The following is a 16911-nucleotide window of genomic DNA, read 5'->3' as shown; positions in this document are numbered from 1 at the left end:
CGCCCTGGTGGCGCTCGGCCTCTCGCTCTGCCACCCGCCCGCCGGCCACCCGCCCCCCCGCACCGGGGGGGGGGGGGCGGCGGTGGGGCGGCCGTCGTCCGCCCCCCACCCCCCCCCCCACGGACCGCTGTCAGATCCCGAGCGACTTCTTCACGAAGTCGACCTGGAGCAGCAGCAGGTTCTCCGCGACCTCCTCCTGCGGCGTCATGTGGGTGACGCCGGAGAGCGGCAGCACGGTGTGCGGGCGCCCGGCGGCGAGCAGCGCCGAGGACAGCCGCAGGGTGTGCGCGGCCACCACGTTGTCGTCGGCGAGCCCGTGGATGATCATCAGCGGGCGCTCGAGGCCGGCCGCGTAGCCGGTCAGCGCGTTGGCGTCGTACACCTCGGGGTGCTCGGCCGGGTGGCCCAGGTAGCGCTCGGTGTAGTGGGTGTCGTACAGCCGCCAGTCGGTGACCGGCGCGCCCGCGACCGCCGCGTGGAAGACGTCGGGACGGCGCAGCACGGCGAGCGCGGCGAGGTAGCCGCCGTACGACCAGCCGCGGATGGCGACCCGGCCGAGGTCGAGCGGGAACTCCTCGGCGAGCGCCCGCAGCGCGTCGGCCTGGTCGTCCAGCGTGGCCCCGGCGAAGTCGTGGTGGATCGACTTCTCCCAGGCCGGCCCGCGCCCGGGGGTGCCGCGGCCGTCGGCGACGACGACCGCGAAGCCCTGGTCGGCGAACCACTGCGAGTTGAGGTGCGGGTTGTGGGCCTGGACGACGCGCTGGCCGTGCGGGCCGCCGTAGGGGTCCATCAGCACCGGCAGCAGGCCGTCCCGCTCGCGGTCGTAGCCGGTGGGCAGGAAGACCGCGGCGGGGATGCGCCGCTCGCCGGCGAAGCGGAACACCGGGCGGGCGGTGATCACCGGGGTCTCGGCGTGCGAGGCGATGACGGCGACGTCGTCCACCACGACGCCCTCCGGCAGGTCCCGGGCGACCTGCACCAGGGTGCCGGGCAGGTCGGGTTCGGCGGTGGCCCGCACGGTGACGCCGGCCGCGTGCACGGCGGTGGTGACGGAGGTGAACGGGCGGCCGTTGGCGGACTCCCAGGAGAGCCGCTTGCCGTCGTGGCTGATCCGGCCGACGGCGACCCAGCCGGGCTCGGGATCGGTCTCGGCGGCGCCGCCGGAGGCGGTGAAGAAGACCTCCTCGGCGGTGACCGCGAGCACCGAGCGCAGGTGCAGGTCGGGCCCGGTGGCGGTGTGGTCGCCGATCACCAGCGACCGCGCGCCGGACTCGTCGGAGATCCGCACCAGCTTGCCGTCCGGGGTCCAGGCCGGGACGCCCTGGAACAGCTCCAGCCAGACGTCGTCGCGCTCCTCGTGCAGCACCTCGGTGGCGCCGGTGGCGACGTCCAGGCCGAGGGTCCGCTGGACGCGCTGGTCGCGGGACTGGACGAGCAGCAGCGGCACGCCGCCCTTCGACCAGTGCGCCCGGGCCAGGTAGGGGAAGGCCTCGCGGTCCCAGACGACCTCGGTGCGGGTGCCGTCCAGGCCGAACAGCCAGAGGCCGACCTCGGCGTCGGCGGTGCCGGCGGCCGGGTAGGCGACCTCGGCGGGCTCGCGGTCCGGGTTGGCCGGGTCGGCGATCCACCAGCGGTGGACCGGGGTGTCGTCGGCCCGCTCGACGAGCAGCCGCTCGCCGTCCGGGGACCACCAGTGGCCGCGGTCGCGGCCCATCTCCTCCTGGGCGATGAACTCGGCCTGGCCCCACGTCACGTTCGGCCCGTCCGGCTGGGCGAGAGCGCGGTCGCCGGTGCCGTCGACCCGGGTGAGCCGCAGCTCGCCGGAGGTGGTGGCGTACGCGACGTGGGTGCCGTCCGGGGAGGGGCGCGGGTCGAGCAGCGGGCCCTCGGCGGGCAGTTCGGTGGTGGTGCCGGCGACCAGGTCGGCGACGAACAGCCGGCCGGACAGGGCGAAGGCGGCGAGCCGGCCGGCGCCGTCCAGGGCGTAGCCGACGATGCCGGCCGAGCCCTCGCGGCTGCGCTCGCGGCGGGCCTTCTCGGCCGGGGAGAGGTCCTCCTCGCCGCCGCCGAGCAGCACGACCGGGTCGGCGGCGATCCGCTCCTCGCCGGTGGCGGTGTCGAGGGTCCAGAGCAGGTTGGCGCGGTCGCTGCCCGAGGACGAACGCAGGAAGACGACCCGGGAGCCGTCGGGTGCGACGGAGAAGGACCGGGGGGCGCCGACGGTGTAGCGCAGGGTGCGCGCGTACTGCCGCGGAAAGGTGTCCGCAGGGGTGTGGGAGGTCATGGCACCAGACCCTACGACCCGGGGTGGGCCGATGGTGATCACTCGTTCGGAGCATCGGCCGCAAGTACGCCCGGACGGGCCCCGTACCCCCTCCGACCGGCCCATGCGCCCCACGAGTGCCACCGTGCCCCGGGGCATGCGGACTCACCCAGCGTCATGGGGACCTCACTCTTCGGGTATGACTGGTGCACGAGTGCTCGCCAGGCCCCGAGGAGTGTGAGCCGCCATGGCCCTGTCCATCTCCGCCGCCATGCTGATGCTGGTCATCGTGGTGGTGCTGATCCGCCGCTCCGGCCTGAAGCTCGCGCACGCGATCGTCTGCGCGCTGCTCGGCTTCTACCTGGCGTCCAGTTCCATCGCCCCCTCGATCAGCCAGGTCACCAGCAACCTCGCCGGAATGATCAACGGCCTGCGGCTCTGACGGGCCGCGCGCGGTCACCGGGCGGCGCGCCGGTCGTTAGGCTTCCTCCCATGACCGCCACTACCGGCCGCCGCCTGCTCCTGGTGCACGCGCACCCCGACGACGAGTCGATCAACAACGGCGCCACGATGGCCCGGTACGCCGCCGAGGGCGCCCACGTGACCCTGGTGACCTGCACCCTCGGCGAGGGCGGCGAGGTGATCCCGCCGGAGCTGGCCCATCTGACGGCGGATCGGGAGGACCGGCTCGGCGCCCACCGGATCGGCGAGCTGACGGAGGCGATGGCCGCGCTCGGGGTCGGCGACGTCCGCTTCCTCGGCGGTCCGGGTCGCTACCGCGACTCCGGGATGATGGGCGTGCCCGACAACGACGTGGCCGGCTGCTTCTGGCGGGCCGACGTCGACGAGGCGGCCGGCCGGCTGGTGGCCGTGGTCCGCGAGGTGCGCCCGCAGGTGCTGGTCGCCTACGACGAGCACGGCGGCTACGGGCACCCCGACCACATCCAGGCGCACCGGGTCGCGATGCGCGCCCACGAGCTGGCCGCCGACCCGGCGTACCGGCCCGAGCTGGGTCCGGCCTGGCGGATCGCCAAGGTGTACTGGAACCGGGTGCCCCGGTCGGTCCTCGAGCGGGCCCTCGCCGAGACCGCCGAGAGGGCACCGTTCCCGGGCGTGGCCGAGCCGGCCGACGTCCCCGGCGTGGTGGACGACGAGCTGGTCACCACCGCGCTGGACGGCGCCGCGTACGCCGGCCGCAAGGCCGCCGCGATGGCCGCGCACGCCACCCAGATCACCGTGGACCCCACCGGCGCGTTCTTCGCGCTCTCCAACCACCTGGGCCAGCCGCTGCTCGTCACCGAGTACTACCAGCTGGTGCGCGGCCAGGCCGGGCCGCGGCTGCCGGAGGACGACCTGTTCGCCGGCCTGGACGTCGGCCCGGACGCGGCCACCGGCCCCGACGCGACCTCCGAGGAGCGTGCCCGATGACCTCGCCCGCCCCCGAGCGGCCCGCGCGCCGCTCGATCCCCGCGGCCGTCCTCGGCACCCGGGACGAGCGGCTGAAGGAGCCCCAGCCCCCGCGCGCCGCACGGGTCACGGCCTACGTCCTGCTCTTCCCGCTGGGCTTCGCGGTGTCGGTGTGCGGAGCGTTCATCCAGGCCCTGTGGCCTCCGGTGGGGGTCCTGCTGGCACTCGCCGCCACCGCCGCGACCTTCTACGGCGGCCTGCGGGTGACCGGCACCCGGCTCGGCGCGGGCGTCCCGGCGGCCGGCTGGTTCCTGGCGCTGCTGATGGTGATGGTCCCCCGACCCGAGGGGGACAACGTGCTCTGGACCAACGCCACCTCGCTCGGCTGGCTGTTCGCCGGCTCGATCCTGTGCGTGATCTGCACCACCCTGCCCACCCGCGCCGGCTGGTTCCCCGGCGTGATGGGCCCACCGCGCTGACCCTGGCGGCCAACCGCGTACGGTGGCCGGTACGACGAGCAGTCAGCACCGCCCGGTCGTACTCTCATACCGGAGGAACCGGACGTATCGGGATCTCTCCGAACCGGTTCACCGGTCGGTTCTTCCCAGTATGGTGGTGCCGCAGAACGCCGTACCCGACGCCGCCCGCCAGGCCCGGCGCAGACGAACCGCGGTCGCGCCGCACGGCCGGCCCGCGAACCCGGAGCAGAGCAGCATTGAGCAGCCGCGAATCTGACAACGCCCACCCGACGCCTCGGCGCACGGGCCCGGACGCCTACCCGTCGGGCACCCCGCCCTACGGCACACCGGGCTTCCCCGGCGGCGACCGCACGGGCGGCGCCGGCGCCGCCAAGGGCTCGGCTCCGGAGGGCGAGGACGAGGGCCCGAAGACCGAGACCACCCTCACCACCCGGGTCCGGATCAACATCCCCGGCTCGCGCCCGATCCCGCCGGTGGTGGTCCGCAGCACCGTCAAGAACGAGGACGGCGGCGGCGAGGACACCCCGGCGCCCGCCGCCGAGCCGGCCGGCCCCCGGCACCGCTCCGCCGCGCCCGCCTCCCCGGTGCTCGGCGTGATGGACGGCGGCACCCGCGGCGCCCCGCCGCACCTGCCGCCGGAGTGGCAGATCCCGCCGGCCACCTCCGAGGCCGAGTCGACCGGCGCGTGGTTCCGCCCGCGCCAGAAGAAGGGCCCGGCCACCGAGGGCACCGCCCCGGCGCCGGCCGCCGCCCCGGCCCCCGGCAGCGGTCCGGCCGCCCCGGCCCCCGCCGGCCCGCAGCGCGGCGCCGCCCGGGCCAACGGTGCTCCCCGCCCGCAGCCAGAGAACCCGCGGACCGGCCGCCCCGCCGCGGCCGCCCCCGGTGCGGCCGTCGCCAACGGCCACCGGGTGCCCCCGCAGGTCCAGCCGCCCGCCCCGCAGCCGACCGGCGCGCCCGCCTCCCCGTACGGCGCCGCGCCCGAGCTGCCCGCCGACGAGGCCGGCGTCTACGCCGACTCCCCCACCGAGCAGTTCGCCCCGCCGGCCCCGGCCGCCCCCTTCGCGCCCGCCCACCCGTTCGCCGTCCAGCAGCCCCCGGCCTCCGGCGGGCCCGGCGCGCCGAGCCCCGAGGACACCTCGGTCGACGGCTTCGCCCCGATCCGCGACGACGCCCAGGCCGCGCCCATACCCGGCGCGCCCCACGGCCCCGCCGCCCCGGACGCCGCCGCACAGCCCGGTCTCTTCCCGGGTGCCCCGGCCGGTACCGACCCGTTCGCCGCCCAGCGCCCGGCCGCCGGCGGCCCGAACGGCGCCCCGGCCCCCGGCGGCCTGTTCCCCGGCGCCCCCGGCCGCCAGGGCGAGCCCGCCGCCGCCCCCTTCGACCCCGCGAGCGTGCCCGCCGCCCCGGCCGCCGCCACCGCCCCCGCGGCGGACGGCCCGTCCGGCCCGAAGCCGGCGCCCGCCGCAGCCAAGCCCGCACCGACCCCCAAGCCCAGGCCGAGCGCCGCCAAGAAGCTGGTCAAGCTCGCCACCTACGCCGTCGCCGGGGTGGGCTTCCTCGGCGCCGCCGCCTACGGCACCGGGCTGATGCTGAACCAGTCCGACGTCCCCAAGGGCACCGTGGTGCTCGGCACGGACATCGGCGGCAGCAGCCGCGACCAGGCCATCCACCAGCTCGACGAGAGCATCGGCAAGGCCGGCCAGCAGCCGGTCAAGCTGAAGGTCGGCGAGCAGACCGTGGACCTCGACCCGACCGCCGCCGGGCTCGCCTTCGACACCACCGCCACCGTGGACAAGCTCGCCCAGCACTCCTACAACCCGATGGACGTCCTCAAGTCGCTCAAGGGCGACGAGAAGGCGGTGCCGCCGGAGGTCAAGGTCGACCGGGCCAAGCTCAAGTCCGCGCTGGAGGCGCTGGCCGGCGGCAGCGGCCAGGGCCTGCAGGAGGGCTACGTCAAGTTCTCCGAGACCGGCGAGGCCGTCGTCGTCCCCGGCAAGGCCGGGCAGGCGGTGGACTCCACCGCCGCCGTCGACCTGGTCGACGCGGCCTACCGCGACCGCGCCGCGGGCAAGTCCGAGCAGCCCGTCGCGCTGGCGGTGACCGCCGCCCAGCCGAAGACCTCCGCGCAGGCCCTCCAGGGCGCGGCGGACACCCTCGGCAAGTCCGCGGTGAACGGCCAGATCCACATCATGGCGGGCACCAAGAAGTTCGACTTCGGGCCGAAGACCGCGGCCGCGGCGCTCACCCTCGTCCCGGACGCCAACGGCAAGTTCGTGCCCAAGTGGGACCTCGACGCGCTCGGCCGCCAGCTGGCGGCCGCCGGCTTCGACAAGGTGAAGACCAAGAAGAACGGCCAGCTGGTCACGATCACCACCCAGGACGTCGCGGACCAGATCACCGCGCTGCTCGACAAGACCGGCGACCGGGACCGCACCTTCAAGTTCCCGGTCTGACCGAACCGTTATCGGGGGGCGGGCCCGGATCCGGGCCCGCCCCTCGACAACGCCGCTCCCGGGTCAGCAAGATGTGTCGCCTGTCATCCGCCGCATCCGCCCCGGGAGAACCACCATGGGCCGCCCCCTGTACCGCCGCACGGCCCTGCTCGTCGGCCTCACCGCCGTCTCGCTGTCGCTGTCGCTCTGTTCCTGCGCCCCCGTCGGCGGCTCCGACGGCGGCGCCCGCGCCCTCCCGAGCGCGGTCGAGAGCCCCAAGCTCACCGCCGTCGACATCAATCCGCACGACCGCGCCGAGCTGCGCCAGGGCGGCACCCTGCGGGTGGCGATCCCGCAGTACTCCAGCCAGTGGTCGCCGATCCAGACCGACGGCGGCGAGTCCTCCACCATCGCCGTCAGCAAGCCGCTGCTGCCGACCTTCTTCCGCTCCGACGCGGCCGGCACCCAGACCCCCAACCCCGCCTACCTGCAGGACGCGCACGCCGAACAGCGGGACGGCCGGCAGGTCGTGGTCTGGACGCTGAACCCCAAGGCCCGCTGGTCCGACGGCACACCGATCACCTGGCGCGACATCGAGGCCAACTGGCGGGCGCTGAACGGCAAGGACCCGGCGTACCGGGCGGCCAGCAGCACCGGCTTCGAGCAGGTCTCGGCGGTCGAGCGCGGCAAGGACGACTACCAGGCCGTGATGACCTTCGAGCGGCCGTACTCCGAGTGGCAGTCGATGTTCAACGGCGCCGCCAACGCCCCGCTGCTGCCGGCGAGCCGGGTCGCCACGCCCGAGCTGTTCAACACCTCCTACCTGGACGCCATCCCGGTCACCGCCGGCCCGTTCAAGGTGGAGAAGATGGACCGGACCGCGCAGACCGTCACCCTGGTCGCCGACCCGGCCTGGTGGGGCGAGAAGCCTCTGCTGGACCGGATCGTCTTCCGCGCCATGGTGCCCAATACGATGGCCGCCGCCTTCAACAAGGGCGAGCTGGACCTGTTCAACAACGGTCCGGACGTGGCCGGCTACCAGCTGATCCGCAGCACCCCGGGCGCCGCCGTCCGACGGGCCGGGGGACCCGACTTCCGGCAGTTCACGCTGAACAGCCGCAGCCCCGGACTCGCCGACCCGACCGTGCGCCAGGCGCTGTTCCAGGCGATCAACCGGGACGCCATCACCCGCTCCGACCTGGCCGGGCTCGACTGGCCCACCGTCACCCTCAACAACCACCTGCTGGTGGCCAACCAGAACGCCTACCGGGACAACTCCCTGGGCCTCAGCCGCTACGACCCGGCCGAGGCCGTCCGCAAGCTCGACGCGGCCGGCTGGAAGCTCGACGGCGACGTCCGCCGCAAGGACGGCAAGGAGCTCAACCTGCGGATGGTCATCCCGGCCGGCGTCACCCAGGCCCAGAACGAGGCCGCCGTCGCCACCGGCATGCTCAAGGACGTCGGGGTCAAGGTCACCACCGTCACCGCCAGCCCCAACGAGTTCTTCGACAAGTACGTCAACCGGCGGGACTTCGACATCGCCGCCTACTCGCTGCTGGGCACGCCGTTCCCGGCCAGCGGCAACCGGACCAACTTCGCCACGAACGGCGGCACCAACCACTCCCAGGCCGGCAGCCCGGCGGTGGACGCCGCGTTCGACCGGGCGGCCGCGGCGACCGACGCGGCCGGCGCCTTCGAGGCCATCAACCAGGCCGACGGGGAGCTGTGGAAGGTGGCCGGGATGCTGCCGCTCTACCAGCGCCCGCAGCTCTTCGGCGCCCGCGCCGACCTCGCCAACATCGGCGCCCAGGGCCTGTCCGACATCGTCTGGGAGAACGTCGGCTATCTGAAGTGACGTTTCGCCGCGCACGGCAGGGGCCCCGGAGTCCGTGACGACTCCGGGGCCCCGCCGGGACCGGCCCGCGCGCTCAGCCCGCGCCGATCACGTCCCGCACCTCCGCGAAGTGGCAGGCCGACTCGTGCGCGGCCGGCCCGCTCAGCGCCGACGGCACGGCCAGCAGCGGGACCTCGATCGCGCAGCGCTCCTGCGCCTTCCAGCAGCGGGTGCGGAAGCGGCAGCCCGACGGCGGGTTGGCCGGCGAGGGGATGTCGCCGCTGAGCAGGATCCGTTCGCGCTGCTCGCGCCCGGTCGGGTCGGGCACCGGGACGGCGGAGAGCAGCGCCTGGGTGTACGGATGGGTCGGGTGGGAGTAGATCTGCTCCTCCGTCCCGATCTCGACCATCGTGCCGAGGTACATCACGCCGACCCGGTCGGAGATGTGCCGGACGATCGAGAGGTCGTGGGCGATGAACATGTAGGAGAGCTCGAAGTCGTTCTGCAGCTGCTCCAGCAGGTTGATCACCTGCGCCTGGACCGAGACGTCCAGGGCCGAGACCGGCTCGTCGCAGATGATGACCTCCGGCTTGAGCGCCAGGCCGCGGGCGATGCCGATGCGCTGGCGCTGACCGCCCGAGAACTGGTGCGGATAGCGGTTGATGTACTCCGGATTGAGGCCGACGACGTCCAGCAGGTCCTGGACCGCCCTGCGGCGGTCCCCCTTCGGTGCCACCTCGGGGTGGATCTCGAAGGGCTCGCCGATGATGTCGCCGACCGTCATCCGCGGGTTGAGCGAGGTGTACGGGTCCTGGAACACCATCTGGATGTTGCGCCGCACCGCCTTCAGCCCGGCCCCGGAGAGCCGGGTGATGTCCTCGCCCTTGAACCGCACCTCGCCGGAGGTGGCCTTCTCCAGGTTCATCAGCACCTTGGCCAGCGTCGACTTGCCGCAGCCGGACTCGCCGACGATGCCCAGCGTCTCCCCCTTCGCCAGCCGGAAGGAGACGCCGTCCACCGCCCGCACGGCGCCGACCTGCCGCTTGAAGACGATCCCCTGGGTGAGCGGATAGTGCTTGACCAGGTCCCTGACCTCCAGGATGGGCTCAGCCATGGAGGGTCTCCTTCCAGAAGTGGCAGGCGCTGCGCCGGCCCGGCAGGTCGGCCCCCTGGGCGTCCAGCACCGCCACCAGGCGCGGGAGTTCGGTGCGGCAGACGTCCTGGGCCCGGTCGCAGCGCGGGTTGAACGCGCAGCCGTCCGGGATCCGCAGCAGGCTCGGCGGCAGGCCCTGGATGGCGTAGAGGCTCTGGCCCTTCTGGTCCAGCCGGGGGATCGAGTTGAGCAGGCCCCGGGTGTACGGGTGGGCCGGGCGCGCGTACAGCTCGTGCACCGGGGCGGTCTCCACGATCCGGCCCGCGTACATCACCGCGATCTTGTCCGCGACGTCCGCGACCACGCCCAGGTCGTGGGTGATCAGGATCAGGCCCATGTTGAACTCGGCCTGGAGTTCGGCGAGCAGATCCATCACCTGGGCCTGCACGGTGACGTCCAGCGCGGTGGTGGGCTCGTCCGCGATAATCAGGTCCGGCTCCAGCGCCAGCGCCATCGCGATCATGATGCGCTGGCGCATACCGCCGGAGAACTGGTGCGGATAGTCGTTGACCCGCTGCCGGGCCGCCGGGATCCGCACCCGCTCCATCAGCTCGACGGCCTTCTCCTTGGCCTCCTTGCGGCCGGCGCCCTGGTGCACCCGGAACATCTCGCCGAGCTGGTAGCCGACGCTGAGCACCGGGTTGAGCGAGGAGAGCGCGTCCTGGAAGATCATCGCGATCTTCCGCCCGCGCACCGCCCGCCGGGCCTTGGGGCTCATGGTGAGCAGGTCCTCGCCCCGGAACCGGATCGAGCCCGCGGTGATCCGCCCCGGGGGCATGTCGAGGATGCCCATGATCGCCTGCGCGGTCACCGACTTGCCGGAGCCGGACTCGCCGAGCACCGCCAGCGTCTCCCCGGCCGACACCGAGTAGCTCACCCCGTTGACGGCCTTGGCGACGCCGTCCCGGGTGTGGAACTCGATGTGCAGGTCGTCGACCTCCAGCAGCGGGGTGCCGGGCACCAGGCTCTCCCGGCGCGCCCCCAGCACCTCCACCGCGTCCCGGCCCGCACCGGAGCCGTCCTTCGCCGGTTGGGTCATGTCAGTCATGGTCCGCGGCCCTCCTCAGCGCAGCTTCGGGTCGAGGGCGTCGCGCACCGCGTCGCCGAGCATGATGAACGCCAGCACGGTGATGCTCAGCACGACGGCCGGGAAGAGCAGCACGTGCGGGGCGTTCAGGAAGCGGGACTGGGCGTCACTGATCATCAGGCCCCAGGAGATCGCCGGGGACTGGATGCCGATGCCCAGGTAGGACAGCGCGGCCTCGGCGCCGATGTAGACGCCCAGGTTGATGGTGGAGACCACGATCACCGGGGCGACGGCGTTCGGCAGGATGTGCCGGCTGACGATCCGCCCGGTGCCGGCGCCCAGCGCGCGGGCCGCCACCACGTAGTCGTTGTGCTTGTTGGCCAGCACCGCCGAGCGCATCAGCCGGTAGATCTGCGGCCAGCCGAGCACGGCCATCACCGCGGAGACCGTCCAGGCGTTGCCCTTGCCCCAGGTGGACATGATCAGCATGCCGCCGAGCAGCAGCGGGATGGCGAAGAAGATCTCGGTGACCCGGGAGAGCAGGCTGTCGCCGAAACCGCCGATCCAGCCGGCCCACAGGCCCATGGTGCCGCCGACCAGGACCACCAGGGTGGTGGTCACCAGGCCCACGATGATCGAGTTGCGGGCGCCCCAGACGGTCCGGGTGTAGATGTCGCAGCCCTGGACGTCGAAGCCGAACCAGTGGCTGCCGCTGGGCCGCTTCAGCGAGTCGGCCAGGTTGCAGAAGCCGCCGGCGCGCGGGTCGGCGTCGGTGAACAGCTGCGGGACGACGGCGAGCAGCACCATGAAGACGACCAGGAACGCGCCGATCAGGAACAGCGGGCTGCGGCGCAGGTCCGCCCAGGCGTCGCTCCAGAGGCTGGCGACCCGCTCGCCGCCCTTGCCGCCCTTGCCGTTCCTGCCGCCCTTGCCGCCCTTGCCGCTGCCGCGCTGCCCGGGGATCGCCCCGCTCGCGTTCTCGCTCTTCGTCGGCTCACTCATAGCGGATCCTCGGGTCCAGGACGGCGTACAGCAGGTCGACCACCAGGTTGGCGAACAGGTAGACCATCACCAGGGCGCTCACGATGCCCACGACGATGGTGCGTTCCCGCAGGTAGACGGACTGGAAGAGCTGGTGTCCGACCCCGGGGATGTTGAAGATGCCCTCGGTGATGACCGCGCCGCCCATCAGGCCGCCGAGGTCCATGCCCAGGAAGGTGACGATCGGGATCAGCGCGTTGCGCAGACCGTGCCGCACCACCACCCGCAGCGGGCTGAGGCCCTTGGCGACCGCCGTACGGACGTAGTCCGCCCGCATGACCTCGATCAGGCTGGTCCGGGTGAGCCGGGCGACGTACGCCAGGGAGGTCGAGGCGAGCACGTAGCCGGGCAGCAGATAGGACCGGAAACCGGCCTCCTCGTTGAAGGAGACCGGGAAGAAGTCGATGCCGTAGTCGGTGTTGAGCTTCACCCCGAGGAGCAGTTGGAGCACGAAGCCGATCACGAAGACCGGGATCGAGATGACCATCAGGGTCGAGATCAGCACCACGTTGTCGATGAACCTGCCGCGCCGCAGGGCCGCGACGACGCCCGCGGTGACACCCACCACCATCTCGATGGCCAGCGCCACGAGCGCCAGGTTGATGGTGTAGGGGAAGGCCCGCTGCATCACGTCGACGACCTGGTTGCCCCGGTAGTCCTCGCCGAAGTCGCCCTTGAACAGGCCGGTCAGGTAGTCCCAGTACTGGATGAAGAACGGGTCGTCCAGGTGGTACCGGTCCCGGAGGACCTGGACGACGGCGGGGTCCTGCCGCTTCTCACCGGCCAGTGCCGTGATGGGGTCGCCAGGCAGCAGGAAGACCAGTGCGTAGATCAGGAAAGTCGCGCCGAGGATCACAGGTATGGCCTGGATGATCCGGCGGACCACATAGCGGCCCATGCGGTCTCCTCGTGGTCTGGGCACGCCGGAGCCGGGCGGCACGGGGGTGACCCGTGCCGCCCGTCAGGGCGCGCCGGTCGGGCTGGGGGGCGGTCAGGCCAGCTCGACGTTGGCCAGGTCGATGCGGTTCTGCGCGTCCACGACCACGTTCTTGACCTTCTTGGTGTAGGCCGCGGAGGTCATGTAGGTGTAGACCGGGATGTACGGCAGGTCCTTGATGAGGATGTCGTCGGCCTGCTGGTACAGCTTCAGACCCTCCTCCTGGGTCTTCGCCTGGTCGGCCTGCGCCAGCAGGCCCTCGAACTGCTCGTTGACGTAGCCGCCGTAGTTCGAGCCGTTCTCGATGGCGACCTTGGAGAAGATCGGCCGCAGGTAGTTCTCGATCGACGGGTAGTCCATCTGCCAGGCCATCCGGAAGGCCCCGGAGTACTGCTTGGCGCCCAGCTCGTCGAGGATCTTGCCGAACTTCTCGAAGGGCTTGAAGGTCACCTCGACGCCGAGGTTCTTCTTCAGCTGGTTGCCGACCGCCTCGATCCACTCCTTGTGGCCGCCGTCGGCGTTGTAGCCCAGCTCGATGGTGTTGTTCGGGACACCGCCGGCCGTGACGAAGAGCTCCTTGGCCTTGGCCGGGTCGAACTTCGCCGCGTCGCCCATGGCGCCCTTGCGGTAGCCCGGAATGATCGGGCTGATGAAGTCGTCGGCCGGGATGCGGGTGCCCGAGAAGATGTTCTTGGTGATCGACTCGCGGTCGATCGCCATCGAGATCGCCTTGCGGATCTCCGGCTTGCCGTACGCGGCCGGGTTGGTCGCGATCGGGAAGCCGATGAAGCCGACGCCCGACTCCGGCTTGTAGATGTAGCGGTCACCGAATTCCTGGGCGACGGTCGCCATCGCCGAGATCGGGAGCTTGTTGGTGATCTGGATGTTGTCGGCCCGGAGGTCGTTGTAGGCCGTTTCCAGCTTGTCGTAAATCTTGAAGGTGACGGAATCCAGCTTGGCCTTTCCGTCGGACGCCGGGAAGTTGTCGTAGCGCTTCAGCTTGATCTGCTGGTTGTGCTGCCACTTGCCGTCCATCTGGAACGCGCCGTTGCCGATCGGGGCGTCCTCGAAGGCCTTCGGGTCCTGGAAGAAGGCCTTCGGCAGCGGGTAGAAGGCGGTGTAGCCCAGCATGATCTTGAACTGCGAGAACGGCGCGCTCAGGGTGACCGTGAAGGTCTTCTCGTCGACGACCTTCAGGCCCTTGAGCTTGTCGGTGGCCGGCTTCTTGTCCTTGCCCGGCGAGAGCTCCTCGGAGCCCTCGATCTTGGCGAAGAACGGCAGGCCCTCGGCCGCGTTGTCCTGGTTGGCGCCCCAGTTCCAGGCGTCCACGAAGGACTGGGCGGTGACCTTCTCACCGTTGTGGAAGGTGTAGCCGTCCTTCAGCTTGATCGTCCAGACCTTGCTGTCCGGGGACTCGATCGACTCCGCGACGCGCAGCTTCGGCTCGTTGGTCTGGTGGTCGTACTCCACCAGGCCCGCGAACAGCGCGTTCAGGACCTGGGCGCCCTCGGACTCCGCGGTGTTCTGCGGGACCAGCCCGTGCTGCGGCTCACCCGACTGGATGCTGATCGAGCCACCCGTCTTGCCCGACCCGTTCGCCCCGTCCGTGGACTTCTTGTCGCTGCCCGTACTGCAGGCGGAGATCGCGAGCGCGGTACACGCCGCCAGCGCGGTCCAGCGCATGGTCTTGGTGAGCCTCATTCAACTGCTCCTCGTTTTGGGGGGCTTACGAACGAACGGCGCCCCGCCACCCGGTGTGCCGGGCACGGCGGGGGTCGACATCTCAGGGCCGATCCGCACAGCCGGCGAGGTGACCACTGATACGCGCAGAGCAACTATCGATCAACCGACCCCTTCGGCGGAATCGCCGTCACATCTCTTTTCAATTACAGGCCGGGACCAACCCGTGACAATACTCGGCAAATTCCGTCATATCGCGCCCGGAATCAAGTGCTCCGTTTTCCGGATAACGAACCGATAGCACCGGTATTCGAATCTTTACGAAGCGTAATGATCTATTTCGAGGACGGCCGGCACCCCCCACCGGAATTACCGCAGGTCGCCGGGCGGAAAAGGCGGGAGCGCGCCCTCCGGGGGGAGGACGCGCTCCGTGACGGGGCCGGGCCCCGGTGTCAACCGCTTTCCGGCCCGCCCTCGGTCCGGTCGCCGTCGGTCCGGTCGCCGTCGGTCCGGTCGCCGCCGGCCAGGTCGCCGCCGGCCAGGTCGCGCTCGGCCGCGAAGTGGCAGGCCGACTCATGGGCGGCCGCCCCGCCCAGCCAGTCCGGCACCGCCAGCAGCGGGACCTCCACCGCGCACCGCTCCTGCGCCTTCCAGCAGCGGGTGCGGAAGCGGCAGCCGGACGGCGGGTTGGCCGGCGAGGGCACGTCACCGGTCAGCACGATCCGGTCCCGGTTCTCCCGCGCCGTCGGGTCGGGCACCGGGACGGCGGAGAGCAGCGCCTGGGTGTACGGATGGGTGGCGTGGTCGTAGATCTCCCGGTCGCTGCCGATCTCGACCAGCTTGCCGAGGTACATCACCCCGACCCGGTCGGAGATGTGCCGGACGATCGAGAGGTCGTGCGCGATGAACATGTACGACAGGTTGAACTCGTTCTGCAGTTGCTCCAGCAGGTTGATCACCTGCGCCTGGACGGAGACGTCCAGGGCCGAGACCGGCTCGTCGCAGATGATGATCTCCGGCTTGAGCGCCAGGCCGCGGGCGATGCCGATGCGCTGGCGCTGACCGCCCGAGAACTGGTGCGGATAGCGGTTGATGTACTCCGGGTTGAGGCCGACGACGTCCAGCAGGTCCTGGACGGCCTTGCGGCGGTCGCCCTTGGGGGCCACCTCGGGGTGGATCTCGAAGGGCTCGCCGATGATGTCGCCGACCGTCATGCGCGGGTTGAGCGAGGTGTACGGGTCCTGGAACACCATCTGGATGTTGCGCCGCACCGCCTTCAGCCCGGCCCCGGTGAGCCGAGAGATCTCCTCGCCCTTGTAGCGCACCGAGCCGCCGGTGGCCGGCTCCAGGTTCATCAGCACCTTGGCCAGCGTCGACTTGCCGCAGCCGGACTCGCCGACGATGCCCAGCGTCTCCCCCTGCACGAGGTCGAAGGAGACCCCGTCGACCGCCTTCACCGCGCCGACCTGCTTCTTGAACAGCACACCCCTGGTCAGCGGGAAGTGCTTGACCAGGTCGCGGACTTCGAGGATCGGCTCGCCGCGCGCCACCTCCTGCTCGAAGGCGGCCTCCACCGGCGACTCGACCGCGCCGGGCCCCTCAACGGTCATGGAGGGTCTCCTTCCAGAAGAAGCAGGCGCTGCCCCGCCCGGCCAGCTCGGTGCCGTCGTCCTCGGTGACCGGGAACAGCTCCGGCACCTCCTGCCGGCAGATGTCCTGGGCGCGCGGGCAGCGCGGGTTGAACGCGCAGCCCGGCGGGATCCGCAGCAGGTTGGGCGGCAGGCCCTTGATCGCGTACAGCTCCTGGCCCTTCTGGTCCAGGCGCGGGATCGAGTCCAGCAGCCCGCGGGTGTACGGGTGCGCCGGACGCGCGTACAGCTCGTGCACCGGTGCGGTCTCCACGATTCGGCCCGCGTACATCACCGCGATCTTGTCCGCGACGTCCGCGACCACGCCCAGGTCGTGGGTGATCAGGATCAGCCCCATGTTGAACTCGGCCTGGAGCTCGGCGAGCAGATCCATCACCTGGGCCTGCACGGTGACGTCCAGCGCGGTGGTGGGCTCGTCCGCGATGATCAGGTCCGGCTCCAGCGCCAGCGCCATCGCGATCATGATGCGCTGGCGCATACCGCCGGAGAACTGGTGCGGATAGTCGTTGACCCGCTGCCGGGCCGCCGGGATCCGCACCCGCTCCATCAGCTCGACGGCCTTCTCCTTGGCCTCCTTGCGCGAGCTGCCGTGGTGGGCGCGGAACATCTCGCCCAGCTGGAAGCCCACGGTGAGCACCGGGTTGAGCGAGGAGAGCGCGTCCTGGAAGATCATCGCGATCTTCTGCCCGCGGACCTTGCGCCGCGTCTCCTTGTCCATCTTCAGCATGTCCTGGCCCCGGAAGCGGATCTCGCCGCGCGGGATGCGGGCCGGCGGCATGTCCAGGATGCCCATGATCGCCTGCGCGGTCACCGACTTGCCGGAGCCGGACTCGCCGAGCACCGCCAGCGTCTCCCCGGCCCGGACGCTGTAGTTGACCCCGTTGACCGCCTTCGCCACCCCGTCCCGGGTGACGAACTCGACGTGCAGGTCGCGGACGTCGAGCAGCGGGCCCTCGTAGGGCTCTTCCCGCCGGGTCCTCCCGGTATCGACTGCTGTGGTCACGAATGC

At 71.8% G+C, this 16911-nt stretch carries 13 protein-coding genes; 5 read left to right on the top strand and 8 right to left on the bottom strand.

From position 1 onward, the window contains the following. Positions 1 to 130: 130 nt before the first annotated feature. Positions 131 to 2284 (bottom strand): prolyl oligopeptidase family serine peptidase, encoded by a 2154-nt coding sequence (locus tag ABZW10_RS26075; RefSeq protein ID WP_355370024.1) that lies wholly within the window; start codon positions 2282 to 2284, stop codon positions 131 to 133. A gap of 226 nt (positions 2285 to 2510) precedes the next feature. Here ABZW10_RS26075 and ABZW10_RS26070 point away from each other — a divergent pair, with 226 nt between their 5' ends. The 5 genes from ABZW10_RS26070 to ABZW10_RS26050 all read left to right on the top strand — a co-directional run bounded on the left by ABZW10_RS26070 (position 2511) and on the right by ABZW10_RS26050 (position 8436). Continuing rightward, positions 2511 to 2705, top strand: coding sequence for a DUF2304 family protein (locus tag ABZW10_RS26070; RefSeq protein WP_344344199.1), 195 nt, complete (start codon positions 2511 to 2513; stop codon positions 2703 to 2705). A gap of 50 nt (positions 2706 to 2755) precedes the next feature. Next, positions 2756 to 3691: an N-acetyl-1-D-myo-inositol-2-amino-2-deoxy-alpha-D-glucopyranoside deacetylase gene (mshB, locus tag ABZW10_RS26065; protein WP_355370022.1), complete on the top strand. Its 936-nt coding sequence runs from the start codon at positions 2756 to 2758 to the stop codon at positions 3689 to 3691. Further along, positions 3688 to 4149 (top strand): DUF6113 family protein, encoded by a 462-nt coding sequence (locus ABZW10_RS26060; RefSeq protein WP_355370020.1) that lies wholly within the window; start codon positions 3688 to 3690, stop codon positions 4147 to 4149. Before mshB ends, ABZW10_RS26060 begins: the two co-directional genes overlap by 4 nt. 236 nt (positions 4150 to 4385) lie before the next feature. After that, positions 4386 to 6602, top strand: a complete 2217-nt coding sequence (locus ABZW10_RS26055) for a hypothetical protein (protein WP_355370018.1) — start codon at positions 4386 to 4388, stop codon at positions 6600 to 6602. Positions 6603 to 6717: 115 nt separating this feature from the next. Further along, positions 6718 to 8436, top strand: coding sequence for an ABC transporter family substrate-binding protein (locus tag ABZW10_RS26050; RefSeq protein ID WP_355370016.1), 1719 nt, complete (start codon positions 6718 to 6720; stop codon positions 8434 to 8436). 73 nt (positions 8437 to 8509) lie between these two features. Here ABZW10_RS26050 and ABZW10_RS26045 read toward each other — a convergent pair whose 3' ends face one another. The 7 genes from ABZW10_RS26045 to ABZW10_RS26015 form a co-directional block, all read right to left on the bottom strand. Next, entirely contained in the window at positions 8510 to 9529 is a 1020-nt protein-coding gene (locus ABZW10_RS26045; protein ID WP_355370014.1) for a dipeptide ABC transporter ATP-binding protein, read from the bottom strand. Beyond that, entirely contained in the window at positions 9522 to 10616 is a 1095-nt protein-coding gene (locus ABZW10_RS26040; protein ID WP_355370012.1) for an ABC transporter ATP-binding protein, read from the bottom strand. Before ABZW10_RS26040 ends, ABZW10_RS26045 begins: the two co-directional genes overlap by 8 nt. A 15-nt stretch (positions 10617 to 10631) precedes the next feature. Then, complete coding sequence (locus ABZW10_RS26035) at positions 10632 to 11597, bottom strand: ABC transporter permease (protein ID WP_355370010.1); 966 nt, start codon at positions 11595 to 11597, stop codon at positions 10632 to 10634. Then, the gene (locus ABZW10_RS26030) at positions 11590 to 12534 is read right to left on the bottom strand and encodes an ABC transporter permease (RefSeq protein ID WP_355370008.1); all 945 of its coding nucleotides are present in this window, start codon (positions 12532 to 12534) and stop codon (positions 11590 to 11592) included. Before ABZW10_RS26030 ends, ABZW10_RS26035 begins: the two co-directional genes overlap by 8 nt. 93 nt (positions 12535 to 12627) lie before the next feature. Next, positions 12628 to 14274 (bottom strand): ABC transporter substrate-binding protein, encoded by a 1647-nt coding sequence (locus tag ABZW10_RS26025; protein WP_355370006.1) that lies wholly within the window; start codon positions 14272 to 14274, stop codon positions 12628 to 12630. Positions 14275 to 14705: 431 nt separating this feature from the next. Then, complete coding sequence (locus ABZW10_RS26020) at positions 14706 to 15863, bottom strand: dipeptide ABC transporter ATP-binding protein (protein ID WP_355370004.1); 1158 nt, start codon at positions 15861 to 15863, stop codon at positions 14706 to 14708. Further along, a complete protein-coding gene (locus tag ABZW10_RS26015) occupies positions 15853 to 16905 on the bottom strand; it encodes an ABC transporter ATP-binding protein (protein ID WP_355370002.1) in 1053 nt (350 codons plus the stop codon). Before ABZW10_RS26015 ends, ABZW10_RS26020 begins: the two co-directional genes overlap by 11 nt. Positions 16906 to 16911: the final 6 nt, after the last annotated feature.

The sequence above is a fragment of the Kitasatospora sp. NPDC004723 genome, assembly GCF_040609255.1.
GTDB lineage: Bacteria > Actinomycetota > Actinomycetes > Streptomycetales > Streptomycetaceae > Kitasatospora.
This window is presented reverse-complemented; position numbering and strand designations above follow the sequence as displayed.